24 protein-coding genes are annotated in these 23659 nt (G+C 27.5%); 13 read left to right on the top strand and 11 right to left on the bottom strand.

The features are described 5' to 3' along the window. The first annotated feature begins 271 nt into the window (after window positions 1-271). The 6 genes from rpmH (at window position 272) to STABA_RS05790 (ending at window position 4689) form a co-directional block, all read left to right on the top strand. Window positions 272-406, top strand: coding sequence for a 50S ribosomal protein L34 (rpmH, locus tag STABA_RS05815; protein WP_156007484.1), 135 nt, complete (start codon window positions 272-274; stop codon window positions 404-406). Between the two features lies 1 nt (window position 407). After that, the gene (gene rnpA, locus STABA_RS05810; protein WP_156007481.1) at window positions 408-737 is read left to right on the top strand and encodes a ribonuclease P protein component; all 330 of its coding nucleotides are present in this window, start codon (window positions 408-410) and stop codon (window positions 735-737) included. A gap of 165 nt (window positions 738-902) precedes the next feature. Beyond that, window positions 903-1952 (top strand): membrane protein insertase YidC, encoded by a 1050-nt coding sequence (yidC, locus tag STABA_RS05990; RefSeq protein WP_425505168.1) that lies wholly within the window; start codon window positions 903-905, stop codon window positions 1950-1952. Next, on the top strand, window positions 1924-2493 hold the full coding sequence (locus tag STABA_RS05985; RefSeq protein WP_156007477.1) for a hypothetical protein: 570 nt from the start codon (window positions 1924-1926) through the stop codon (window positions 2491-2493). Before yidC ends, STABA_RS05985 begins: the two co-directional genes overlap by 29 nt. A 47-nt stretch (window positions 2494-2540) precedes the next feature. After that, window positions 2541-3887, top strand: coding sequence for a tRNA uridine-5-carboxymethylaminomethyl(34) synthesis GTPase MnmE (mnmE, locus tag STABA_RS05795; RefSeq protein ID WP_156007541.1), 1347 nt, complete (start codon window positions 2541-2543; stop codon window positions 3885-3887). A 7-nt stretch (window positions 3888-3894) separates the two neighbouring features. Continuing rightward, window positions 3895-4689: a TatD family hydrolase gene (locus tag STABA_RS05790; protein WP_156007475.1), complete on the top strand. Its 795-nt coding sequence runs from the start codon at window positions 3895-3897 to the stop codon at window positions 4687-4689. A 43-nt stretch (window positions 4690-4732) separates the two neighbouring features. On the opposite strand, the gene mreB (STABA_RS05785) is transcribed toward STABA_RS05790, so the two are convergent. Together mreB (STABA_RS05785) and STABA_RS05780 are read right to left on the bottom strand one after the other, a co-directional pair. Next, window positions 4733-5791 carry a rod shape-determining protein gene (mreB, locus tag STABA_RS05785; RefSeq protein ID WP_156007473.1) on the bottom strand — a complete coding sequence of 353 codons (1059 nt, stop codon included), beginning with the start codon at window positions 5789-5791 and terminating at the stop codon, window positions 4733-4735. A 70-nt stretch (window positions 5792-5861) separates the two neighbouring features. Further along, a complete protein-coding gene (locus tag STABA_RS05780; protein WP_156007471.1) occupies window positions 5862-6623 on the bottom strand; it encodes a hypothetical protein in 762 nt (253 codons plus the stop codon). Window positions 6624-6787: 164 nt separating this feature from the next. Between STABA_RS05780 and STABA_RS05775 the strand changes: the two genes are divergently transcribed. Next, complete coding sequence (locus STABA_RS05775; protein ID WP_156007469.1) at window positions 6788-8332, top strand: uracil-xanthine permease family protein; 1545 nt, start codon at window positions 6788-6790, stop codon at window positions 8330-8332. Between the two features lie 18 nt (window positions 8333-8350). On the opposite strand, the gene mreB (STABA_RS05770) is transcribed toward STABA_RS05775, so the two are convergent. The 8 genes from mreB (STABA_RS05770) to mreB (STABA_RS05740) form a co-directional block, all read right to left on the bottom strand. Then, window positions 8351-9403: a rod shape-determining protein gene (gene mreB / locus STABA_RS05770; protein ID WP_156007468.1), complete on the bottom strand. Its 1053-nt coding sequence runs from the start codon at window positions 9401-9403 to the stop codon at window positions 8351-8353. Window positions 9404-9452: 49 nt separating this feature from the next. Then, entirely contained in the window at window positions 9453-10484 is a 1032-nt protein-coding gene (mreB, locus tag STABA_RS05765; protein WP_156007466.1) for a rod shape-determining protein, read from the bottom strand. Between the two features lie 164 nt (window positions 10485-10648). After that, a complete protein-coding gene (locus STABA_RS05760; protein ID WP_156007464.1) occupies window positions 10649-10963 on the bottom strand; it encodes a hypothetical protein in 315 nt (104 codons plus the stop codon). A 43-nt stretch (window positions 10964-11006) separates the two neighbouring features. Further along, on the bottom strand, window positions 11007-12038 hold the full coding sequence (locus tag STABA_RS05755; protein ID WP_156007462.1) for a rod shape-determining protein: 1032 nt from the start codon (window positions 12036-12038) through the stop codon (window positions 11007-11009). Between the two features lie 1259 nt (window positions 12039-13297). Further along, window positions 13298-13432 carry a hypothetical protein gene (locus tag STABA_RS06035; RefSeq protein WP_281349599.1) on the bottom strand — a complete coding sequence of 45 codons (135 nt, stop codon included), beginning with the start codon at window positions 13430-13432 and terminating at the stop codon, window positions 13298-13300. A 392-nt stretch (window positions 13433-13824) separates the two neighbouring features. Beyond that, entirely contained in the window at window positions 13825-14058 is a 234-nt protein-coding gene (locus STABA_RS05750) for a hypothetical protein (protein ID WP_156007460.1), read from the bottom strand. 25 nt (window positions 14059-14083) lie between these two features. Further along, window positions 14084-15619 carry a hypothetical protein gene (locus STABA_RS05745; protein WP_156007458.1) on the bottom strand — a complete coding sequence of 512 codons (1536 nt, stop codon included), beginning with the start codon at window positions 15617-15619 and terminating at the stop codon, window positions 14084-14086. A 136-nt stretch (window positions 15620-15755) separates the two neighbouring features. Beyond that, window positions 15756-16799 (bottom strand): rod shape-determining protein, encoded by a 1044-nt coding sequence (mreB, locus tag STABA_RS05740; protein ID WP_156007456.1) that lies wholly within the window; start codon window positions 16797-16799, stop codon window positions 15756-15758. Window positions 16800-16893: 94 nt separating this feature from the next. Between mreB (STABA_RS05740) and rnmV the strand changes: the two genes are divergently transcribed. Genes rnmV through STABA_RS05725 form a run of 3 tightly spaced genes read left to right on the top strand, consistent with a single transcriptional unit; the run spans window position 16894 to window position 18911 of the window. Continuing rightward, a complete protein-coding gene (gene rnmV, locus STABA_RS05735; protein ID WP_156007454.1) occupies window positions 16894-17442 on the top strand; it encodes a ribonuclease M5 in 549 nt (182 codons plus the stop codon). After that, on the top strand, window positions 17429-18229 hold the full coding sequence (rsmA, locus tag STABA_RS05730; RefSeq protein ID WP_156007452.1) for a 16S rRNA (adenine(1518)-N(6)/adenine(1519)-N(6))-dimethyltransferase RsmA: 801 nt from the start codon (window positions 17429-17431) through the stop codon (window positions 18227-18229). Before rnmV ends, rsmA begins: the two co-directional genes overlap by 14 nt. Continuing rightward, window positions 18216-18911, top strand: a complete 696-nt coding sequence (locus tag STABA_RS05725) for a GHMP family kinase ATP-binding protein (RefSeq protein ID WP_170264717.1) — start codon at window positions 18216-18218, stop codon at window positions 18909-18911. The genes rsmA and STABA_RS05725 overlap by 14 nt, the downstream gene beginning before the upstream one ends. A 14-nt stretch (window positions 18912-18925) precedes the next feature. Here STABA_RS05725 and STABA_RS05720 read toward each other — a convergent pair whose 3' ends face one another. Then, window positions 18926-20458 (bottom strand): ABC-F family ATP-binding cassette domain-containing protein, encoded by a 1533-nt coding sequence (locus STABA_RS05720; RefSeq protein ID WP_156007448.1) that lies wholly within the window; start codon window positions 20456-20458, stop codon window positions 18926-18928. A 284-nt stretch (window positions 20459-20742) separates the two neighbouring features. On the opposite strand from STABA_RS05720, the gene STABA_RS05715 reads away from it, so the two are divergent. From STABA_RS05715 to STABA_RS05705, 3 genes are read left to right on the top strand one after another with little or no spacing between them, the layout of a single operon-like run. Next, the gene (locus STABA_RS05715; protein ID WP_156007446.1) at window positions 20743-21777 is read left to right on the top strand and encodes a ribose-phosphate diphosphokinase; all 1035 of its coding nucleotides are present in this window, start codon (window positions 20743-20745) and stop codon (window positions 21775-21777) included. A 2-nt stretch (window positions 21778-21779) separates the two neighbouring features. Next, entirely contained in the window at window positions 21780-22346 is a 567-nt protein-coding gene (pth, locus tag STABA_RS05710) for an aminoacyl-tRNA hydrolase (RefSeq protein WP_156007444.1), read from the top strand. A 10-nt stretch (window positions 22347-22356) separates the two neighbouring features. Further along, complete coding sequence (locus STABA_RS05705) at window positions 22357-23646, top strand: adenylosuccinate synthase (RefSeq protein WP_156007442.1); 1290 nt, start codon at window positions 22357-22359, stop codon at window positions 23644-23646. Window positions 23647-23659 lie beyond the last annotated feature (13 nt).

The following is a 23659-nucleotide window of genomic DNA, read 5'->3' as shown; positions in this document are numbered from 1 at the left end:
AACAGGTCTCCTTTTAAACAAACATATTATAAAATATTAACAAATAATAAAGCAAATTCGTTTGTTTTTAAATATTTTTGTTATTTATATGTTAATAACTTTGCGAAATTAACTTTGATTTTAAAAGGTTTTAAAAAAGTTATCCACATATTAAATTATCCACATTTTTATTAACACACTATAAACAAAGAAAATATAAAGTTATTTGGAATATAGTATAGAAATAATATATAATTTTAAATGAAGTTTTGTTTAAAAGGAGGTATAAACTATGAAAAGAACATGACAGCCAAGTAAAATTAAGCATGCTAGAACTCATGGTTTTAGAGCTAGAATGGCTACTAAAAATGGTCGTAAGATAATAAAAGCAAGAAGATCAAAAGGTAGAACTAAACTAAGCGCTTAATATGAAAAATGAAAATATTGTTAAAAAAAATCATCATTTTCAAAAAATTATAGGGAAAAAAAATTATTTAAAAGGAAGAAGTTTTATAATATATTTCTGTAAAGAAAAGCAAGATAACTTTAAATATGGAATATCTGTAGGTAAAAGAATAGGAAATGCAGTTGTAAGAAATAAAGTAAAAAGACAAATCAGAAACATGGTTTATTATTTGTTACCAACTTTAAAAACTAAAGATGCACAGATTGTTATTATGGCGAGAAACCAATTTATTACAAAAACCTTTGAGTATAATTTTAATGAACTAAAAAGCTTATTAAAAAACTTTGGTTAAAGAAGAGAGGTGCAAGGTTTGTACAAACAAGATTATTCCAAGTACTTAAATAGTAATGGTAAAGGCAAGCCATCGAGAAAAGACATTTTAAAAAGAGTCTGAGGTTATATAAAATTAATACTTTTCGTGTTTATTATGTTCTCGGTTTTATATGGTTGTGTTCAGATGAACACAAACGGATATACAGTTAACCAAGTTTCGGATATGGCTGGAAACAAAGTATATGCTCCAGGTGTCGCTTTTGAAATCATTATTAAAAGTTTAAGTGATTATGGATCAAAAACACACTGATTCACAGCTGATAAAAACGGAGTATTTTACGAGTACCAATATAAAGTTATTACAAACTGAGCGGAAGCATTTACAATGACTTCTTCTCCATATTATGGATTTTTTGTTTATCCTTTAGCGTGAATGCTAACGGCATTTATTAGAGTGTTCTCCGGAACAACAGATGGAATATTGGATCCTGCAAAAAGTAATTACGGTATATCAGTAATATTTTCAATTCTATTAAGCTCAATTTTTGTTAGATTAATAATCTTGACATTTACATTGAAAACGCAGATGAATCAAGAAAAAATGACAGGTATGCAGGGTAAGCAAGCTGAAATTCAACAAAAATATAAAGGATCAAATGATCCTCAAGCAAAACAAAAACAACAAATGGAGTTAATGGCTCTATATAAAAAAGAAGGTATAAGTCCAATAAGTTCAATAGCTACATCATTTTTATCAATGCCGTTCTTATTTGCGATGTTCTCAGTTGTTAGATCAACTCACGCATTGAAAATCGCAACAGTTGGAGCAATTACACTTACTGAACAACCTTGAGCACAGATCAAATCAGGGAATTGAGTTTATTTATCATTAATTGCAGTTTATTTACCATTACAAGTTTTATCTATGTTCTTGCCAATGATCTTAAATGCAGTTAAAAAGAAAAAACAACCACAATCAGAGCAACAAAAAAAAGCAAAAAGAAAACAGTTAATATTCCAGTTAATCTTCATTGCGGTATTTGTGTTCTTCGTCAGTTCAGTTGCTTCAGGGGTCGCTATATATTGAATTTTCTCTTCAACTCTACAAATAAGTCAAACACTTATGTTTCATTATTTACGAGAAAGTAAATCTAAAAGAGTTCTTAAAAAACGTGAAAGATTGAAAGCAACAAAAGTGAAACAAATTGAAAAAAACATTGCTAAAAATAAATAATAAAAAATTTTATCATTTCTTTGAAAAACGTAAACAACAAGTTAAGTTTGCTTACAAAAATAAATCAAATGAAATGATTTTATTTTTATCAAATTCAATAAGAAGTAAAATTTTTATGTTTTTAAAAGAACTAGTTGAAGAGAGTTTTAATATTAAAGTTTTTGCAATTGCTTATAACAAAAAAACAAATAGCAATTTTGTTTTTATAAGGTGTGAAAAACCGATTAATATTGTTGATAAAAACAAAATTGAAAGATTAATAAATCTTATCATTAAAAATAGTTTCAATATGACAGTTAATATAGTTTTAGCAGACTATTATCAACTATACAAAGGAAACAGTGTTGTAGATGAAAGATATCTAAAAAATCTAATAAGAAATTGTTTAACTACTAAAGAAACACAGTTTTCTCTTCCTATTTCAAAAAATAAAAGAGAAAAGTTATATAAAGTTTTTTTAGGTTATAATAATATAACTTGAAAATCAGTTGATACAAGTGCTGGTAAAATTATAAAAATATCTTTTAAGGTAGCTAAATAATCTACCTTTTTATTTTGATATAATGGCAAAGAGGTGAGTATATGAGAATATTTTTAGATGATACAATTATTGCGCCAGCAACTAAAGTATCAAAGCAAGCAATCTCAATAATAAGATTATCTGGAAGAGACGCTTTTAATATTGTAAATAAAATTTTAAAAAAAGATTTGGATATTTCTAATGCTCAACAACTCAGAAAAATATATGATAATAATCAAATGATTGATGAAGCGCTTTTTATAACTTTTGCAAATTCTAAGTCTTTTACAGGGGAAAATGTTGTAGAAATAAATTGTCATGGTGGAGTTCTTGTCTGTAATAAAATAATAAATTTATTAATTAAAAATGGAGCAAGAGCGGCTCAAAAAGGAGAATTTTCTCAAAGAGCTTTTTTAAACGGAAAGATTAACTTATTGCAATCTGAATCAATCAATAATTTAATAGAGTCTAAAAATGAATTAGCTTTAAAAATTAGTGCGCTTGGAGTTAGTGGAATTAAAGATAAAAAAATTTTAAAAATAAAAGATCAAATCATTGATGTTATAAGCAGAATCCAAACTTCAATCGATTATCCCGATTATGATGATATTGAAGGATCAACACCTGAAGAAATTTTAATAACTCTAAAAAAAATAAAAGATTGTTTTACAAACATTATTGAAAATAGTAAAAGAGCTATAAAAGTTAATGACGGAATTAAGACTTTGATAATTGGAGAACCTAATGTTGGCAAATCTTCTTTGCTAAATGCTTTGTTGAATGAAGAAAAAGCAATTGTAACGGACATTGAAGGTACAACAAGAGATTTTGTTGAAGGTCAAATTAACTTTGAGAACTTTAGTTTAAACTTAATCGATACAGCGGGAATAAGAAAAACTAAAGATCCGATAGAAAAAATAGGAATTCAAAAAAGTCTTAACAATATTGATTATGCTGATTTAATTTTGTTTGTTGTAAATAATGAAAATATAAATAAAGAGATTTTAAATAAAATAAAAAATAAAAATTATATAATCGTTGTAAATAAAGAAGATTTATTAACAAAAGAGCAAATTAAAAACATTTTTAGTCTTAATGAGAATATAATTTTTGTAAGTGCAATAAATAACCAAATCACAAATCTAACAAATAGACTAAAAGAAATGTGAGACAACGAGGATTTATTGAATTCAGATTTGCCAATATTAACAAGCATCGAAAGTATTGCAAATTTAGAACGAGCACTAAATCTAACAAACACATCCATCGAAAACCTAGAAATAGGTTTTGATTTTGACATTGTAAATGTTGATTTGTATAAAACCTTAGAAATCATTAATAATTTACTTGGTATAATAGATATGGATGAAGAAGTAATTGACAATATTTTTAGAAAATATTGCTTAGGAAAGTAGGGACATAATGGCTAGAATATTTGATACACATACACATTTTAATGATCCAAGATATAAGGAATTAGGTATCACAACAGAAGAAATGATAAAAGAAGCAAAACTTGTTGGAGTAGATAGATTTTGCTGTGTGGGGTACGATGTGCCTTCGTCAAAACAAGCAACAAAATATGCTTTAAAATATGATGAAGTTTTTGCAGCAGTTGGGATTCACCCAAATGAAGCGCACACAATTAATAAAACAGATTTAGAAGAAATAGAAATATTAGCACATGGGCATAAAGTTGTGGCAATTGGCGAAATTGGGTTAGATTATTTTTACTCAAAAGAACATGTCGAAGTACAACAAGAAGTTTTTAAAAAACAAATCAAAATTGCTTTGGATAATGATTTAGCGGTTATGTTACACCTGAGAGATCAAGATGGTAAAGAAGATGCATACAACGATGCTTTAAAAATATTAGAAAAAATGAAAATAAAAAGAGCCATTGTTCATTGTTTTACAAGAGGATATGATTTAGCTAAAAAATTTGTAGATAAAGGATATTATATTTCAATACCTGGAGTAATTACTTTTAAAGACGCAACAGAACTACAAAATGCGGTTAAAAAACTATCTCTTAATAATTTAATTGTTGAAACAGACGCTCCATATTTAACTCCTGTACCAAACAGAGGAAAAGTAAATACATCTAAAGAAATAACTCACACAGTTAATGAGATAGCAAAAATTAAAAATTTAAACAAACATGATGTAATTGATATTACAACAAGAAATGCAAAAAACGTATTTAATATATCTTAGTTATATAAAACAAAAAGACCTTTAAAAAGGTCTTTTTGTTTTATTAAATATATTTACTTTGACTTCCTTTTTTAACATCTTTTGCATTTTTACCATAGTATCCTGCTTCAAGACGTCTATTAATAACTTTTTGAAAGTTTTTTGCTCCTTCAACAACACCTGTTAATGCGTTTGGTGATAAAGCACAAGGAACCGAGAAGATTCCATTGAAATATTCTTTAATTCCTCTAATTTTTGATCCACCACCACAAATTACAAATCCATTTGTAATGATATCTCCAGCTAATTCAGGAGGTGTGTTTTCCATTAATCCAATTAATAGATCTGTGATTACACTAAATGAGTTCACTAAAACGTTTCTAATTTCTTCTGAACTAATAATAGCTTCTTTTGGTAATCCTGAAACTATATCTCTACCAAAAACAGACATAGTTTTTTCACCTTTGTATTTTGCTAATGAACCAAGTTCTTTTTTAACATTTTCAGCTGTTCTATCTCCAATTGTTACATTATATTCTGAACGAATGTATTTTTTAATTTCTTCATCAAAATAGTTTCCTGCAACTTTAACAGATCTAGAAATAACTACATCTCCTGCAGATAATATTGCAATATCAGTAGTTCCACCACCAATATCAATAACAACATGTCCTTTTGGCATATCAATGTTAATTCCTGCTCCCAATGCAGCCATTTTTACTTCTTCTTCAACAAGAACAATTTCTGCTCCCATATCGTATGCAACTTGTTTTAAAGCTTCTCTTTCAAGTTCTGTAACTCCACTTGGACAAGCTAATAAAATAATTGAGTTTTTTCAATCATTTAACATTTTTAATCTTGAAAAAATGTGTTTAAGCATATCTTTTGCTGCTTCTAAGTCTGTTATAACTCCGTCTCTAATTGGAACTATCATTCTAATGCTGTCGTGAGTTTTTCCATACATGTCATATGCTTCTTGTCCCAAAGCAACTAATTCATTTGAAAGCGTGTCATAAGCCATGATTGATGGTTCATCATATACAATACCTTGTTTTCCAACAAAAGCAAGTATATTACTTGTCCCTAAGTCTAGGGCGATAAATGTACGATCCTCTATTTTCATATTTCCTCCTAATTTAAAATTATTGTATATTAATTATACATTTTCATTTTTAATAAAGCAATTATATTTATTAAAGCAAGTTTATTTTTATTCAACGATAATCTCCATCTTCAATATAAAAAATTAGCAAGTTGTCAACTAAGTTCTCAAATTTTGAGCCTATAAAATCGAACTTTATCTGTCTAATAGGTTCAAAACCATCATCTCTTTGTGCTTCTCATTTAAAGTTATATGAAAAACCATTTGCTGATGAACCATATTTATTATTTTTATTAGAATTTATAACTTCATTTCCTTTTAAAAACTTTACAACAGGAGAGTTATTTTCCTTTTGTTCAGATTTAAAATTAATTGAGCTTCTTTTTTGACTATCAAAATTATTATCTTTGTTACTTAAGTCAGAGTCTATTTTCCAGTTTAATAAATTAGTATTTAATTTAAATTTTTTCTTTTGTGAAGTTTGACTTCACGTGTAACTAGAATCTCCATTGTATTTAATTGTTCCAGTTACTCTTATTTCTAACTCTTTTTGGTTTAAACTATGATACGCACTTTCGACATACATATCAAAAAAAATATCATTTTTATTTTTTGGTTTACTAGTTTTATCAGTATAAACTACAAGATTATATTTTTTTTCAAAGTCTTTGATCTTATCTACTAAAATTTTTCTAAAATCTTGTTCTGAATCATAAGTTTCTTTAAGTAGCTCTTGCACATAATCTACAAACTTATTTGATGCAGTCTTATCTAAATTAGTTCCACATCCAACTAGTGGCAAAATTGATGTACTTAAAACTCCAATTTGTAAAAAACTAAGTAATTTTTTCATATTCTTACTCCCTTTTTAGAAATTATATATTTTTTTAAAATAAAAAAATATATGCTATATAATAATTTTTGAGAAAAAAATTTGTTCGAAGTTGATTTATTCAACTACTGATTTTTTTTTTTTTTTGCAAAGTCACAATTAAAGTTAATAGATAAGGAGAAAAAATGGAACAGTTAAACAATAATGATAAACAAGAGTTAACCAAAGTTGAACTGATTTTAGAACCGCATCAAAGACCTAAAAATGTAGGTAAGTGAATTTTATTATCAGTCCAACACGTATTTGCAATGTTTGGGGCTACAGTTTTAGTGCCAATGATTATGAATTCTATTTCAACAAATAATGGCGGGGGAAACGTCATGAATATTTCAATGGCATTATTTTGTTCAGGAGTAGGAACTTTAATTTATATTGCATTTACATCTGCTAAAGTGCCTTTATATTTAGGGAGTAGTTTTGCATATATGACAACAATTGGTCTTGGATTTAAAGATTGAGGGAATGCTGTATTTATAGGAGTGTTTGTAGTTGGAGTTGTATATGTTCTTATGGGATTCATTATTTATTGAACAGGTTCTTCATGAGTGAAAAAAGCATTTTCACCTGTAGTTACTGGGCCTATTATTATAATTATAGGGATGAGTGCAATATCAAGTGCACTTCAAAACATAGGATTATGAAATAATGCAAGCGAAGGATGAATAAGAGATGAAGCAAGCAACACATCTTATCCACAATGATTAGCAATTCTACTTGGATTCATAACAATTGTGGTAGCTGCGATTTGTGTTTTGAAAGCGAAAACATTTTTCAAAGCAATTCCAATTTTGCTTGCTTTAATTGTAGGATATATTTTAGCAATAATTATACATTATGCAGCAAAAGGAGAAGGAGTAAGTCTGTTAGACACATCTTTAATTACAAATGTTAAAGATTGACAATGATATCCAAGTTTTAAAGCAATTTGAAATGTAAAAGGAAATCAAATTGGACCAGCATTAGTTGCTATTGTACCAATTGCAATTATTACTATGACTGAACACTTAGGTGAGCACATAAACATTGGATCAATAACAAATCGTGATTTTGTTTCAAATCCAGGTATTCATAGAACATTAATTGCAGATGGAGTTTCAATAATGTTTGCAGGTGCAGTTGGAGGACCAGCAAATGCAACTTATGCTGAAAACACAAGTGTTGTTAACATGACAAGAATAGCAAGTGTTTGAGCAATAGGACTTGCAGCAATATTTGCAATAGTTCTGAGTTTTATAGCACCATTTAATCAATTAATTAGCATGATACCAAAACCTGTGATGGGAGGAATTGGTGTTGTTTTATTTGGTATGATTGCTTCAAATGGAATCAAAATTCTTGTTGAAGGAAAAGTAAACTTTGGAAATGCTAAAAATATCTTTGTAATAGCTATAACTTTAGCAATAGGAGTAGGGTTAGGGGTGACTGGAACTGAAATTTCATGAGGAAATTCTGGATTTAAGTTTACAGGACTATTTATAGCTACAATAGTAGGTGTGTTATTAAACATCTTATTACCAAATCAATTAAATGATGGATTATTTAAAATGAACTTTATAGATAATTTCAAACGCGACGCTGAAGTAAGAAAAACAAATAAAGAAAAAAAATCACTGAAAAAAATAAATCAAGCAAAAACAAAAAAAGCTAAAGATAGAAAAGATAATAAATAAAAAAATAACCCACCGGGGTTATTTTTTTAATGTTTGAAGGTAAGTTTCTTGGGTTCCTTTGTAGAATCCCTCTTCAATTCTTTTTAGTATTATTTTTTCATAAGCTTTAGTTCCTTCAATAACACAATTTAAAGGATCTGCTGCAATCTTTGTTGGTAATTGAAAAATATCGTGGAAATACTTATCAGCATTTCTAACTAATGCTCCACCACCACATAAAATAATACCTTGTTTTAAAATATCACCAGATAATTCAGGTGGAGTTTGTTCCATTACTTCGATAACTAAGTCTGTGATTCTACCAAAACACCCTAAAAGAATATTTCTGATTTCTTCAGAGTTAACTGTAGCTTCTTTTGGTAATCCCGAAACAATATCTCTACCATAAATCTGCATAGAGCGTTCATTTGGATATTTTACTAATGAACCAACATTTTTTTTGATATTTTCAGCAGTTTTAATTCCAACTGAAATATTATACTCCGCCCTTACATATTTTAATATTTCTTCATTGAAGTAGTTACCCGCAACTTTAATAGATTTTGATAAAACAATATCTCCAGCTGATATTATAGCAATATCTGTTGTTCCTCCACCAATGTCAATAATTAAGTGACCTAAAGGAAGTTCGATATTAACACCAGCTCCTAAAGCTGACATTTTAACTTCTTCTTCAACAACAACAAGATCTGCACCCATATCCTTAGCAATCAGTTTTAAAGCATCACGCTCTAATTCTGTAACTCCACTAGGACAAGCAAGAACAACAACTGAGTCTTTTCAAAAATTCATCATTTTTAATCTTTCAAAGATGTGTTCTAAAAGATCTTTTGCAGCATCTAAATCAGCTATAACTCCATCAACTAATGGAGTTACCATTCTAATGTTGTCATTTGTTTTACCTATCATTTCATAAGCGTCTTGACCTATTGCTATAAGCTTGTTTTGATTAATATCATAAGCCATAATACTAGGTTGGTTGTAAACAACTCCTTGACCAGAAACATAAGCAAGAATATTACTTGTTCCTAAATCCAGACTTATAAATGGTCTTTTTGACTCTATATACATCAATAAAACCTCCTTTTATGTTTTTTAAATATAACTATAAAAGAGATAATTATCTATTCATGATATCTTCATGTGCTCTTTGAGCTTTAATGATTTCTCAAATTTCTGATTCGAATTTTTTAGTTCCGTTAATAACGGCTAACAATGGTTGTTCACCAATTTTTGTTGGTAATTGTAGTGTATCTGCGAAATATTTATCAATACCTCTAATTAAAGCACCACCGCCACAAATAGTAATACCATTTCTAAAGATATCTCCTGCTAATTCAGGTGGAGTATCTTCTAACACTTGAACTGTTAAGTCAATAATTCTTGAAACAGGTACTTTTAATACCTCACGTACTTCTTCTGGAGTAATTTCAATTTCTCTTGGTAATCCTGAAACAACGTCACGTCCATAAACTTTCATACGTCTTTCATCTGGGTATTTTGATAATGAACCAACGTTAACTTTAATTGATTCAGCAGTTTTTGATCCTACTTCTAATCCATATTGTGATCTAATGAATTTTTGACATTCATCATTTAAGTAGTTTCCTGCAACTTTAATTGATTTTGAAAGAACGATATCTCCTGATGCTAATACAGCAATATCAGTAGTTCCTCCACCCATATCAACGATTAGGTTTCCTGTTGGAGCATAAATGTTTACCCCTCCACCTAAAGCGGCCATTTTAACTTCTTCTTCAACGAAAACTTGGTCTGCACCTAAGTTAACTGCAATTTTTTTAAGAGCAGTTTTTTCTAATTCAGTAATAACTGATGGACATGCCAATAACATAATTGAATGTCTTAATTGTTTTGTAATTCTTAATTTTGTAAAAATATAACGTAATTGAGCTTCTGTTGCTCTAATATCTGTAATAACTCCATCAACCATCGGTCTAACAACTCTAATTGTTTTGTTTCCTTTACCGATCATTTTGTAAGCTTCTTCTCCAACAGCTACAATTCTGTTTTCTTTAATACGATATGCAACGATTGAAGGTTCGTTGTAAACAATTCCTTGTCCAGCAATATAAACTAGAGTATTTGCTGTACCTAAGTCCATTGAGACAAATGCAGGTTTTTTGCTTGCCATATTTATAATCTCCTTCTTTACTTCTGTAATTATTTGTTTATTTTTATCTGAATTACATATCTCTATTTATATGTAGGATACATAATCTGGTAAGATTTTAACATAAAAAAAGGCAACTTTCAATAATGAAAGGCGCCAAATATTTCTATAATTATAACAAAAGATTAGTAAAGTTCGTATAAATCTTTTAAACTTTCGGAAATTTTTTCATTTCTTTTCTTTTCAAGGATATTATCTGAATATTGTTTATAAGCTTTATCAAAATCAAAATTTTTTAATATTTTTTTTCCAAAAAGTTTTTGTGCTTCTTTTTTATTAAAATAAAAAGAATAAAAACAGTTTGTGCATTTATAATTACCATCATTAAAATCAAAACTCATGTATTTATGAGGACATGAACTTATACTTTTAGTAAAATAAATTCGATCATAGTTCATTTTAAAATGTTCATCTTGGCTTAAAATTTTTTCATTTTTCACAATAATCACACTTTCTTATAAAAAAATCATCTTTCAATGATTTTTAAAAGACGATATCTAATGGATTTTTTTCATGCTCATATTTTTGAATAGTTAAATCCTTATGTTTAACAGCTCCATCAATGGTAGCAGTTAAACAATTATTTGCTATTTTTACAGGAATTTCAAAAAAGTCTTCTAAGAATGATTTAATTCCTGGTATTTTTGCAAGTCCACCAGTAACAACAATACCATTTCTAATAACATCTCCTGCAATTTCATTTGGAGAACCTTCTAAAACATTTGTAACAATACTTGTTATGCTACCAAAAGAAGCTATTAATAATTTTGATACGTCATTTTCACTAATTTCAAATTCCTTAGGTAAACCAGAATTTAAATCATAACCATATGCTGTTAACTTAAGCATATTTTTGCTTTTAACTAACGTACAAACTGTGTTTTTAATTTGTTCTGCTGTAATTTCACCAACTAACATTTGTTCTTTGGTTTTAATTTGTTTAATAATTTCTTGATCAATTGTATTTCCAGCAATTTTAGTTCATTTTGATTGAATTGTTTCTCCACTCACAACAATACCAGCTGTAGATTTTCCTGCTCCTAAGTCTAAACAAAGGTTAGCAACTGTTTTATAAACGTCTACACCTGCTCCGTATAAAGCTAATTTAACATCATCTTCTGCGTTTACATAAAATACTCCAAGTTCTTTAATTGATTTAATTAGAGAAGATCTTTCAAGCTCAGTAACGCTTGTAGGACATGCTAATGTAACAATAGAATCTTTTATTTCTGCTGCATATTTATTTAATATTGTTAGCAAAAATTTTTTAAGCATGTTCATATCTGTAATTACACCACGCTTCATTGGATATTTTAATTGTAAAGTACCACTAAGTTTTCCAACAAATTTTTTTGCTGAATCACCAATAGCTAATACTTTATTAGTTTTTCAATCGATTGCTAGAATGGTTGACTCATTAAAAACCATTCCAATTCTTTCTATATGAATTTTTGTTTTGCTAGTACCTATATCAATTGCAACATGAGTTTTTTGGTGTAAAGTTGCTTTTGCCATGACGTTGTCCTCTTTCTTACTAATATTATTTTAACCACTTTTTAAAAAAAAAATCAAACTAATTATAGATTATATATTATAAAAATAAAAAATTATCCCAACTATTATAAGATATCAAAAAAAAACCAAAAAGTAAAATATTTTCTCAAAAAATAATTTTTGATTTTTTTCCTTTACTCTTTGATTAATATCTATCTTTTTCTTTTATAATAAATATTCCACCAACTGTACACCCGCTTAAAATTAAAATCGTGAAAGTAACCCCGATAGCAATGGGGATCACTCATTTAGCGCTTTTTTAGATTTATTTTTTGTAGGGGGCTCACTTTTTACTTCTGAATCATTTTTACCAGAATTTTCATTTCCTTCAGGTTTACGATAAGCTTTATTACCTTGTCCAGAATTTTAATTTCTTCCCTGATCAGAAGGTTCTTGTGGCTGATTTGGTTCAGGATCTACTTTTTTCCTTGATTTGCTGAATAAACTCCAAATATTTTACCTGTATAAAGTGTTCTATCATAATTATCTTGTAACTCTTTATCAAAATTTGTTTTCATTCAATTTCCTGTATCTACAGTTTGACTTAAAAATGAATCTAAGATATGACCAAATTCATGATTTATGGTTGTATAAATATTCGGACTCCTTCATCAAGTTTTTTATAATGAGTGTTTTCTTATTCGGCTTTAAATCGATTTAATGAATAACCAACATAAACAACATAATCATGCTCAGTTGTATTTAATCATCTTGAAACTATACCAATTTGATATTAAGCATATGCCATAACTCCCTTCATAAGTATTAACAAAAGGGTAGTAAGGAGTTATTATTAATCCTATAAAATAGTTTAAAAAATAATCTTCATCAGCATATTTAGAAATATTGATTGTTATATTTAATAAATTTAGAACTTGCTCTTTAAAACTTTTAACTTTTTCATCTGATCAATTATATTCTTTTGCATATCATTTATGGCACCACCAAAATCAATATTTGAATAACCACAAAGTCTAATTTTAGTTTTTTCTTTATAATATTTATTTAAATGATCCAATGTTTGAAATTTTTTATCATTTCTTTGTTTAATTATATTATTGAATTATTCTATTGAAGCAGCTGTTGCTTTTGTATACAAGTTATTGTTAAATTTAGCAAGTTCTTTTGTACTTAAAATATTATTATAAGTTCCATTAACATCATTTCAATATTTATCATTAGTTTTTAATTTGTAACTAAATTTATATTCAGTTTGTTTTTTATATTGACGTTTTTGAGAAAAATGGTCAACTTCAAGCTAATCTTGAAGCAATTAAAAGGTCAGGAGCAAAACCCATACCTTCATTTTTATCTATAATAAAATTATTTATTCTTCAATACTGATTTTTATACATTAAATCTTGATCTTATAAATCTTTACTTTTATTTTGTAGAGTTGTTTTATAAACTAAATTATCTTTATTGCTATTATTTTGAAAATCGTCATCAATTAATTGCTTAATTGTATTTCATTTTCTTCAAGTTATTGATCTTGAGTATTCATTTTTTTAAATTTTTAAATATATTTAAAAAATAATAATTTAGTATTTCTCAACCTTTGTTTTTTTATTCTATCAGGAGTTGTAAGTCATTTAGAATATGCTTCTGCAAAAAACTCTTAATATTCTGTCATTCCATATATTGAAACATTAAAGCAATCGAGACTAAGTATATGTCATATAAATAAGATAAACTTCTAAGTTATTGAGCATCTGCTTTTATAGATTAAACAGCAATTAGACTATTTTTAAGTTTTTTTTGCAGAAGCACTTGATTCAATATCTGAATGTTTATAAATGAAATATTGTAATGATTGTCCTGCTCACACAGCTTCATTAAAGTTAATAGTTTGTACTTCTTGTCCTTCTGCTTTTTTGTTATGGGTTGATAGTTTTTTATAGCTCATTGAAACTGATTGTGGGTTAGATAAATAAAATAAAATAATAAGAGAAACTAAAAAAGAAAATAATATTTTTTTCATAGTTTTTCTCCTTTAAATTTTTATGTTATTCTACTTCTACTTTAAAACTTAAATCACTTGCACTGCTATATTTTAAAGTTACAGTTAAAGCATCACTACCACTAAATGTAGCTTTGTCAGAAATTAAAAACACTGTATAGTGGCTATCACCTTTAACACCTTGAATTGTAACTTTTAATTTATCCTTGTTTAAATTATTATCAAAATCTGTTGTTAACATTTCTGTTGATATTGGATTTTCAATATAAATACTAATTGCTCTACCTTGCATTTTAGATAAATTTATAGTTTCTCCTTCATTTACTCCACTAATTGCAGGCGGATCTTGTTTTTTTGCTTCAACTTTAACTTTTATCTGAGTTTTGTATTCTTTGTGATAAGTAATATTTATTGTACATTCTTCCTCGGTTTTGCTTAATCCATAAACTATTATTTTTAAGCTTTTAGTAGTGTCTAAATCAAAATCATTCATTGAAAAAGCATCAATATTATTTTTATTGATTACTTCAACATCAATTTGAGCATATTGAATTCTATTTTCAACATTTAATTCAAACTCTTTATAACTTCCTTCATGAACTATTGGTTGTCCAACAACTGAAAGTTTTGGTTCATTTTGTACTTTTACTTTAAAATGTGCATTAATAGTTCCATAACTTAAAGTAACAGTAATATCTCCAGTTGCATTATCTCCACCTTTTATTTCTAAATCATACATTTTAAAATTATCACCATCAACAACATTTTCACTTCCAACAGTCACAGTAATTCCAGATTGATCACCAATACTTGCTTTTAAAGTAGAATCATTTGGATTATGAACAACTATTTTTTTATGTATTGTTTTTTTGACAACAACAACTTCGTCTTGAATATATTCAAAGTTTGGTTGGTCATCTTTTTCTTCTATTTCTAAATTAATTACGCTCTGAACATTTTCATAGTTTATTAATAATTTAGTTGTTCCTTTTTCAATACATTTAATTAAAAATTCAATTTCTCCAGTTCCATTTTCATCTGTTCCTGTATTTCTATCTAATTCTACAAGAGATTTATCAACTGCTATAATTTCATATTTTGAACCTTTCACAGGATGTGAAAAGTTCACAAAAAATGGAGATGTTGAACTCTTATGTAACTTTAAATTTTCTATATTTTCATAATTAGGTTCATTTGATTTTCTTTTTAAAACATTTACATTAAAAGAAAGCTCTGTTTTATCATACTTAACTGTTACTTTTGCTTGTCCTTCTTTTTTTGCAAGTAATTCAACTTCAAAAAATCCTTTTTCTTTATTGTAATTAGTAATAGATGCTGTTAATAAATTTTCATCACTAGAAACAGCACTAACTTGCGCGTCATTTATAAGTTCTTTTGCTCTAACTACTACAATTTTTGTTTTTTCTTCATACATAGTTTGATCTTGAATTTTTTGTAATTGATCTTTATTTTCAGATCTATTACCAGCACTTGCTGCTTGTTTCTTTTTACATGCATCAACAATTGTTGCTCCTTGGCAAACTAGAGCTAATGAAGATAAAATACTTAGTAATTTTTTCATAATTTTCCTCCAATTTTTAGTAAAAAATAATATTCAAATACCTTTATATTTGTAATACTTTATTATTGTAAAAAAATTAATTAAAAATTTCAAATCAGAGTAAATAAAAAAGAAGCTTTAACGGGCTTCTTTTTTATTATTTAATGTTGTATTCTCTTGAATCACGTAATTCAACAACGTCTAATCATTTTTCAATTTGTTTTTCGTATTCTTTAGTTCCTTCAATAACTGTTAATAAAGGATCTTGAGCTTTAATAACTTTTAATTGGAAGATTGATTCAAAGTATGTATCAATTCCTCTTAATAAAGCTCCACCACCACAAATAGTAATACCATTTCTAATAATATCTCCAGCTAATTCAGCAGGAGTATTTTCCATTACTTCAACAATTAAGTCAGTAATTTTTGAAAATGGTGCTAATAAAGCATTTTTTACTTCATCTGGTGAGATAACAACTTCTCTTGGTAACCCTGAAATTACGTCACGTCCGAATGCACGGAATGTACGTCCATTATCGATTTTTGTTAATGCACCGATCTCTACTTTAATTTTTTCAGCGGTTTTAATTCCGATTAATACGTTGTACTCTGCACGAATGTATTTTCTAATTTCTTCGTCAAAGTGATTTCCAGCTGTTTTGATTGATCTAGAAATAATAATTTCTCCAGCTGAAATAATAGCGATATCAGTAGTTCCTCCACCAATGTCAACAACTAAGTGACCACTAGCGATTGAAATGTTAATTCCAGCACCGATTGCTGATAATTTAACTTCTTCTTCAACAAGAACATTTTTTGCTCCCATATCCGCAACTACTTGTTTTAATGCTCCTCTTTCAAGTTCAGTAACTCCTGAAGGGCAGGCAAGAACTACTAAAGCATTTTTAAGAATATCAGATAATTTGATACGTGAGAAAATAATTTTAATTAGGTCTTTAGCTGCGTCTAAGTCAGCGATAACCCCATCAACTAAAGGAACAACCATTCTTACGTCTTCGTTTGTTTTACCAACCATTTCGTAAGCTTGTTCTCCAAAAGCGATAACTGTGTTTGTGTGAACGTCGTATGCCATTGTTGAAGGTTCATTATAAATGATACCTTGTCCACCTAGGTATGCAACTACGTTAGCAGTTCCTAAGTCTAAAGCAACGAATTCTCTTTTACGATCTCATGATGCCATTCTATTTTCCTCCTTTGTAAAGAAAAAACCCTTCGTGTATAATTATACATTATTTGTATGTAAAATACTAGTGTATATCTGAAAGGTTTTTGTTATGAAAATTAAACAAGTAATAATTGTAGAAGGTAAGTCAGATACTGCAAAACTTAAAATTATTTTTGGCGAGTGTAATATTGAAACAATTGAAACAAATGGACTAGCCTTAGACAATTCAACTTTAGAATTGATAAGAGATATTAATAAAGCACGTGGAGTAATAATTTTTACAGATCCAGATGGACCTGGAGTTAAGATTCGTGACGTTATTAATTCCTATTTAGATTTTAAATGTTTTAATGCATTTATCAACAAAAAAAATATAAAAAATACAAAAAAAATTGGTATAGCAGAAGCAGAAGAAAAAGATATTAGAGAAGCACTAGATAATTTAATAATTTTTAATAGCAACAATAAACAATCTATATCTTGAGAAGACTTTTTAAAAAATAATTTTTACTTGCCAGATAACAGAAAAAAAATTGCAGAACACTTTAGTTGAAATGAAAAAATAAATTCAAAAAAACTTTTTAAGTGAGTAAATTTAATTGGATTAGATATAGAAAAGATAAAAAAAATCTTAGGAGAACAAAATGGAACCTGCTAAAAAAAAGTTTGGCCAAAACTTTATAACTGACAAAAATTTAATAAAAAAAATTATAAATATTTTAGATCAAGAACCAGATCATTTAATTATTGAAATTGGTCCAGGTAGGGGAGCTCTTACTTTAGAGTTATGTAATCGATTTAAAAAAGTAGTTGCTATTGAAATAGATAGTGATATGGAAATGATTTTAAAATCTAATATACCAAACAACAATTTAGACTTGATCATTAATGATGTTTTAAAAATAAATTTTGAGAATTTGATAAAAGATAAATATAACAGAATTTCAATAATATCAAATACTCCATATTACATAACAAGTGAAATAATTTTTAAAACTCTTAAAATAAGTCAAAAAATAAATAAAGCTGTTTTTATGGTACAAAAAGAAGTGGCAGAAAGAATTTGTGCAAAAGCAAATGAAAAGAATTACAATAATTTATCTGTTGCTTGTCAATTTTATAGTAATTTGAAATATGAGTTTACAGTCAAAAAAAATCTTTTCACTCCAATCCCAAAAGTAGATTCTGCAATAATTTCAATGAGTTTTATTCAAGACAACATTGGTAAAGTAAATGATGATATAAAGTTTGTTTCTTTTGTAAGAAAGTTATTTAATAACAAAAGAAAAACTATTTTAAATAATTTAACAAATATAACTAATAACAAACAAAAATCTTTAAAGGTTTTAGATGAGATAAAAATAGATTCAAATAAAAGACCTGAAAACATTAGTCTAAATGAGTTTATTAATTTATTTAATGAGGTACAAAATGAAAAAAATTAAAGCTTTTGCAAAAGTTAATCTTTATTTAGAAGTATTCCCGAAGGACTCTAATGGTTATCATAAAATTAATTCTTTAATTACATATGTAAAAGATTTATATGATGAAATAATTATTGAAAAAAATACAAATGAAGATATTGTTGTTTGTAATATCAAAGAGCTTGAAAAAACAAATTTTATATACCAGGTTCTTAAAATTTTAAGAAAAAATTTAGTTATAAAAGATTTTTATAAAATTACTTTAAAAAAAAATATACCAATAGGAGCAGGTCTTGGTGGTGGAACTAGTGATGCTATAAGTTTAGCAAAGTTCTTTAAATGTGATAAAGTTAGTGCTGAACAAATTTGTAAAAAAATCGGTTATGACTCTTATTTTTTTTATTCAAAGTATAAAACTGCTTTAGTATCAGGTTATGGAGAACTAGTTAGTAAATATAAAAAGAAAATTACTATAAGAAAAAAAGATTTAATATTTACAAATATAAATTGTGATACAAAAAAAGTTTATGAGGCTTTTGACAAACTAGACTATGAACATACAGAAAAACAAAATAATTTAACAAAAGCAGCTTGTAAATTATATCCTATTTTAAATAATTACTTAAAAATCGGACAAATGTCTGGAAGTGGCTCAACTTTTATTTATAAATATAAAATTGAAAATATAAAAAAAAGTTTCTAGTAACAGAAACTTTTTTAAACTAATGTTTCAAAATCCAAAACTTTATTTGCTCATAAAGTTGAGAAGTTTATGTCATGAGTTGTTAATAATACTGTTCCCTTAAAAGCCTGAATAGCTTCTAACAAAGCTTCTTTGGCAAGAACATCAATATGGTTTGTAGGTTCATCTAAAACAAGCAAGCTACAAGGAATCATACTCAACGCCGCTAATCTTATTCTTGTTTGTTCTCCCCCTGACAATTTTTCCATTGGTTGCATCATTAGAGAGCTTTTTAAACCAAATTGTCCAATCTTAGCCCTTGCTTCTGAATCACTAATATCAGGAAACTTATTTAGTAAATATTGAACAGGTGTTATTCCGTGTACATCTTCAATTTGTTTAAAGTAGGCATACTGAACCCCGTTACCTAATTCAACACTTCCTTCATATGCATTGATTTCTGTTGAAACTGTTTTTAAAAAAGTTGTTTTACCAATTCCATTTTTTCCACTAATAATACATTTTTCACCTTCTCTTAACTCAAAGTTTAATGCGTGTAATAGTGGATGATCATATCCAATAACTAAGTTTTTTGCTTGTAAAACAACAGCTGTAGAAGGTCTTTTATACATAAAACTAAATTTAGGTTTTACTAATTCACGTCTTTCTTGTAAAACATCAATTTTATTTAAAGTTTTAACTCTTGATTGTGCAGACCTAGAAGTACTAGCTCTAGCAATATTTTTAGCAATATATGTTTCTAGTTTTTTAATTTCTTTTTGTTGTGAAACAACTGCTTTATCATATTGATCTTTTAGCATTTGTGAGTCTTGTAAATATTTATCATAATTACCAACAAATCTTGTTAATCTAAAATTATCTAATGCATAAATTATATTGCAAGTCTTATTTATAAAATCATTATCATGAGAAACCATAATAAAGGCTTTTTCATATGCTTGTAAAAATTTAGCTAATCATTCAACTTGTTGAATATCTAAAAAGTTTGTAGGTTCATCTAGTAATAAAAAATCATTTCCGCTTAACAAAAGTTTAGCAAGCATAACTTTTCCTTTTTGTCCTCCAGATAGTTCTCCCATTTTCATATTCAATTTATCTAAACCGATTCCTAAACCATCAATTAAGTTACCGATTTTTTTATCAATCATATCAAAGTCATTGTGATTTAGTATGTCTTGATATTTTAACGCTTTAACTAACTCGTTTTCATTATATTCTATTGCCATATCTTCATAAATTTTATGAATTCTAGATTCTAATTCATATAAGTCTTTAAAAGCAAACTTTAAGTATTGATCAACTGTTAAATTTAGGTCAACATCTTGATGCTGATCTAAATAACCTATTTTTGTTTTTTCATGAATTTTTACTTCACCTTTGTCTGGTACTATCTTCTTTGCAATAATATTTAATAATGTAGTTTTTCCAGCACCATTTGGACCAATTAGTGCTATATGCTCTCCTTTATTTAATTTAATTGCTGTGTCTTCATATAGTTTTTTATCACCATTTTTGTGCGTAATATTATTTATACTAACTAATCCCATATATTTAACCCCCTAAAAACCCTTATTCAAGGGCATTTTAATAAAAAAATTTATCAAATTACTATTATTTTGATACTTTTTAGCTAAAAAAACATTGCGTAGAAGGCCAAAAGTTTTTTATCAAATGGATAATTATTCAACAATATACTCTCAAATTCAACGTTTTTTCCGCATACAAAAAAAATTATAATGTATTTCTCCCAATATAACAAACTTTTTATTATTTAATATTAATTTTTTTATGCTTATTTAAATTTGTTATTATTAAGGGGGAGATAAGTTTTATGGACAAAAGTAACATTAAAATATTTGGATTATCAGCAAGTAAAGAATTAGCAAAAAAAGTTTGTGATGCTTTAGGAGTAAAAGAATCAGTTGCAATGACTTCAAAATTTGAGGATGGAGAATTAATAGTACAATCTCTAGACTCTGTTAGAGGGCAAGAAATTTATATAATACAATCTACCAATAACCCAGTTAATGAAAATTTAATGGAGTTATTAATTGCAATTGATGCATTTAAACGTGCAAGTGCAGCAAAAATAAATGTTGTGATTCCATACTTTGGATATGCAAGACAAGATCGAAAAGCAAGAGGAAGACAACCAATTTCGGCAAGACTAGTAGCCAACTTATTAGAAACTGCAGGTGCAAATCGTGTAATTATGGTAGACATTCATTCAACTCAATCAATGGGATTTTTTAATATCCCAACAGATAATTTTTCAACTGCACAAACAGTCGCAGAAGATATCATATCTAAAATAATAGAAAAAAAATTAAATCCAGAAGAATGTATTTTAGTTTCACCAGATCATGGAGGACTTACTAGAGTTCACAATGTTGGTAAGTATACCGGGAACATTGCAAAAGGAATTGCTGTTATTGCAAAAAGAAGACCAGAACCAAATAAATCAGAAGTAGAATTTATTTTGGGGGAAGTTAAAGATAAAGTTTGTTTTGTAATTGATGATATGATTGATACAGCAGGAACAATAATAAACGGAGCAAAAGCTTTAAAAGAAGAAGGTGCAAAAGACATTTATTTAATAGCTTGTCATGGAGTATTTAGTGGACCAGCTGTTGAAAGAATGAAAAGCGCAGTTCAAGAAAGAGTAGTTAAAGAAGTTATAATAACTGATACTATTGAGCAACCAAAAGAAAAATTATTTGAAGGGTTAAAAATTATATCAGTGGCAGGATTGTTAGCAAACATGATTAAATCATCATACGAAAAACATCCTTTAACAGATGTATATCAAGAATACCAAGATTCAATTGTTGAGAAAGTGGAAAAATACATTAAGGAGATAATATAAAAATGGCCAAGTTAATAGTTGGTCTTGGAAATCCAGGAAAACAATACGAATTAACAAGACACAACACAGGATTTATAGCTATTGATTTTTTACTAGATTATTATCAATATCAAAACACAAAAGAAGATTTTAAGTCAATTTTATATTTTTCAAGTATAAATAATGAAAAAGTAATTTTTGCTAAACCTCAAACTTATATGAATCTTTCTGGCGAAGCTTTAATTATGATTATGCATTTTTATAAAATAAAAACTGAAGATATAATAATCATATATGATGACAAAGATTTAGAACTTGGAAGAATTAGATTTAGAGAACAAGGAAGTTCTGGTGGACATAACGGAATAAAAAATATAATTAAACATTTAGGATGTGAAAAGTTTAATCGTATAAAAATTGGTATTGATCCTCCAGCAGAAAATTTTAAAATTGTAGATTGGGTTTTAAGTAAATTATCTCAAGAAGAAATTCAAATAATAAAAAGTAGTGTTAATAATATAAAAAATTTTGTTAAAGACTTTGCAGCCAAAACAGAATTCAAAAAAATAGTGAGTGCTTATAATAAATAAAAGGAGAGACATGAAAAAATATAACACATTAGTGGTAGTTGGTTCACAATGAGGAGACGAGGGAAAAGGAAAAATTACAGATTACTTTTCTCAAATTACAAATCTTGTAGTTAGATACTCAGGCGGAGACAATGCTGGACACCAAATTAATTTTAATGGAGAAAAACATAAAGTTAGAATTATTCCTTCAGGGATTTTTAATAGAAATGTAGTTAACATTATTGGAAATGGTTGCGTAGTCAATTTAGAACAATTGAACGAAGAATTTGATATGATAAAAAAAACTTTTATAAATCATGGAACATTATTAATTTCAAACAGAGCACAATTAGTTTTACCTTATCATATTCAAATTGACGAAGCTCAAGAATTAGCAAGAGGTAAAAACAAAATTGGTACAACAAAAAGAGGAATAGGTCCAGCTTATCAAGATAAAGTTTCTCGTTCAGGAATTAGAGTTGGGGATGTAGGGCTGCCTAATTTTAAAGAAAAGTTTAAAAAAGTTTGAGAGTATCAAAAAGTTTTTTTAAAAAAAATGTTTGATGTTGAAATAGTTGATTTTGATCATACATATAACTCATTAATTGAAAATTATAAAAAAATAAAAGAACAAGTTATTGATTGCGGAGAATATTTAGAATCTGCAATTAAAGAAGGTAAAAAAGTTTTATTCGAAGGTGCACAAGGTGCAATGTTAGATATTGATCATGGAACTTATCCTTTTGTTACAAGTTCAAATTGTTCTGCGTCAAATGTTGCATTAGGGTCAGGAATAAGTTTTAAATATATTGATTCAGTTCTTGGAGTTGTTAAAGCATATTCAACTAGAGTTGGAGCGGGAGGGTTTCCAGCAGAACTTTTAGATGAAATTGGTGATGGTATTAGACAAAGAGGAAATGAATATGGATCTAATACAAAAAGACCAAGAAGAGTTGGATGAATTGATTTAGTTGCGTTAAGATATGCAATTAGAAGTTCAGCTATAGATAAAATTTTTATTACATTACTTGATGTTTTATCAGGACTAGATGAAATTAAATTATGTACTTCATATAAAATGGAAGACAAAAGTATTTCTTCTCCACCACCAACTGCAGAAGAGTTTGAAAAATGTGAAGCAGTATATCTCTCAACACCAGGTTGAAAAGAAGATATAACAAATGTTAAATCATTTTCTGAATTACCAGATGCTGCAAAAAACTATTTAAAATTAATTGAAAAGTTTTGTGAAATTAATGTTGCAGGTTTCTCTGTTGGACCAGATAGAAAACAAACTGTATTGTTAGAAGAAATTTTTTAATAAACAACAGGAG

The sequence above is a fragment of the Spiroplasma tabanidicola genome (assembly GCF_009730595.1).
GTDB classification, from domain to species: domain Bacteria; phylum Bacillota_I; class Bacilli_A; order Mycoplasmatales; family Mycoplasmataceae; genus Spiroplasma_A; species Spiroplasma_A tabanidicola.
This window is presented reverse-complemented; position numbering and strand designations above follow the sequence as displayed.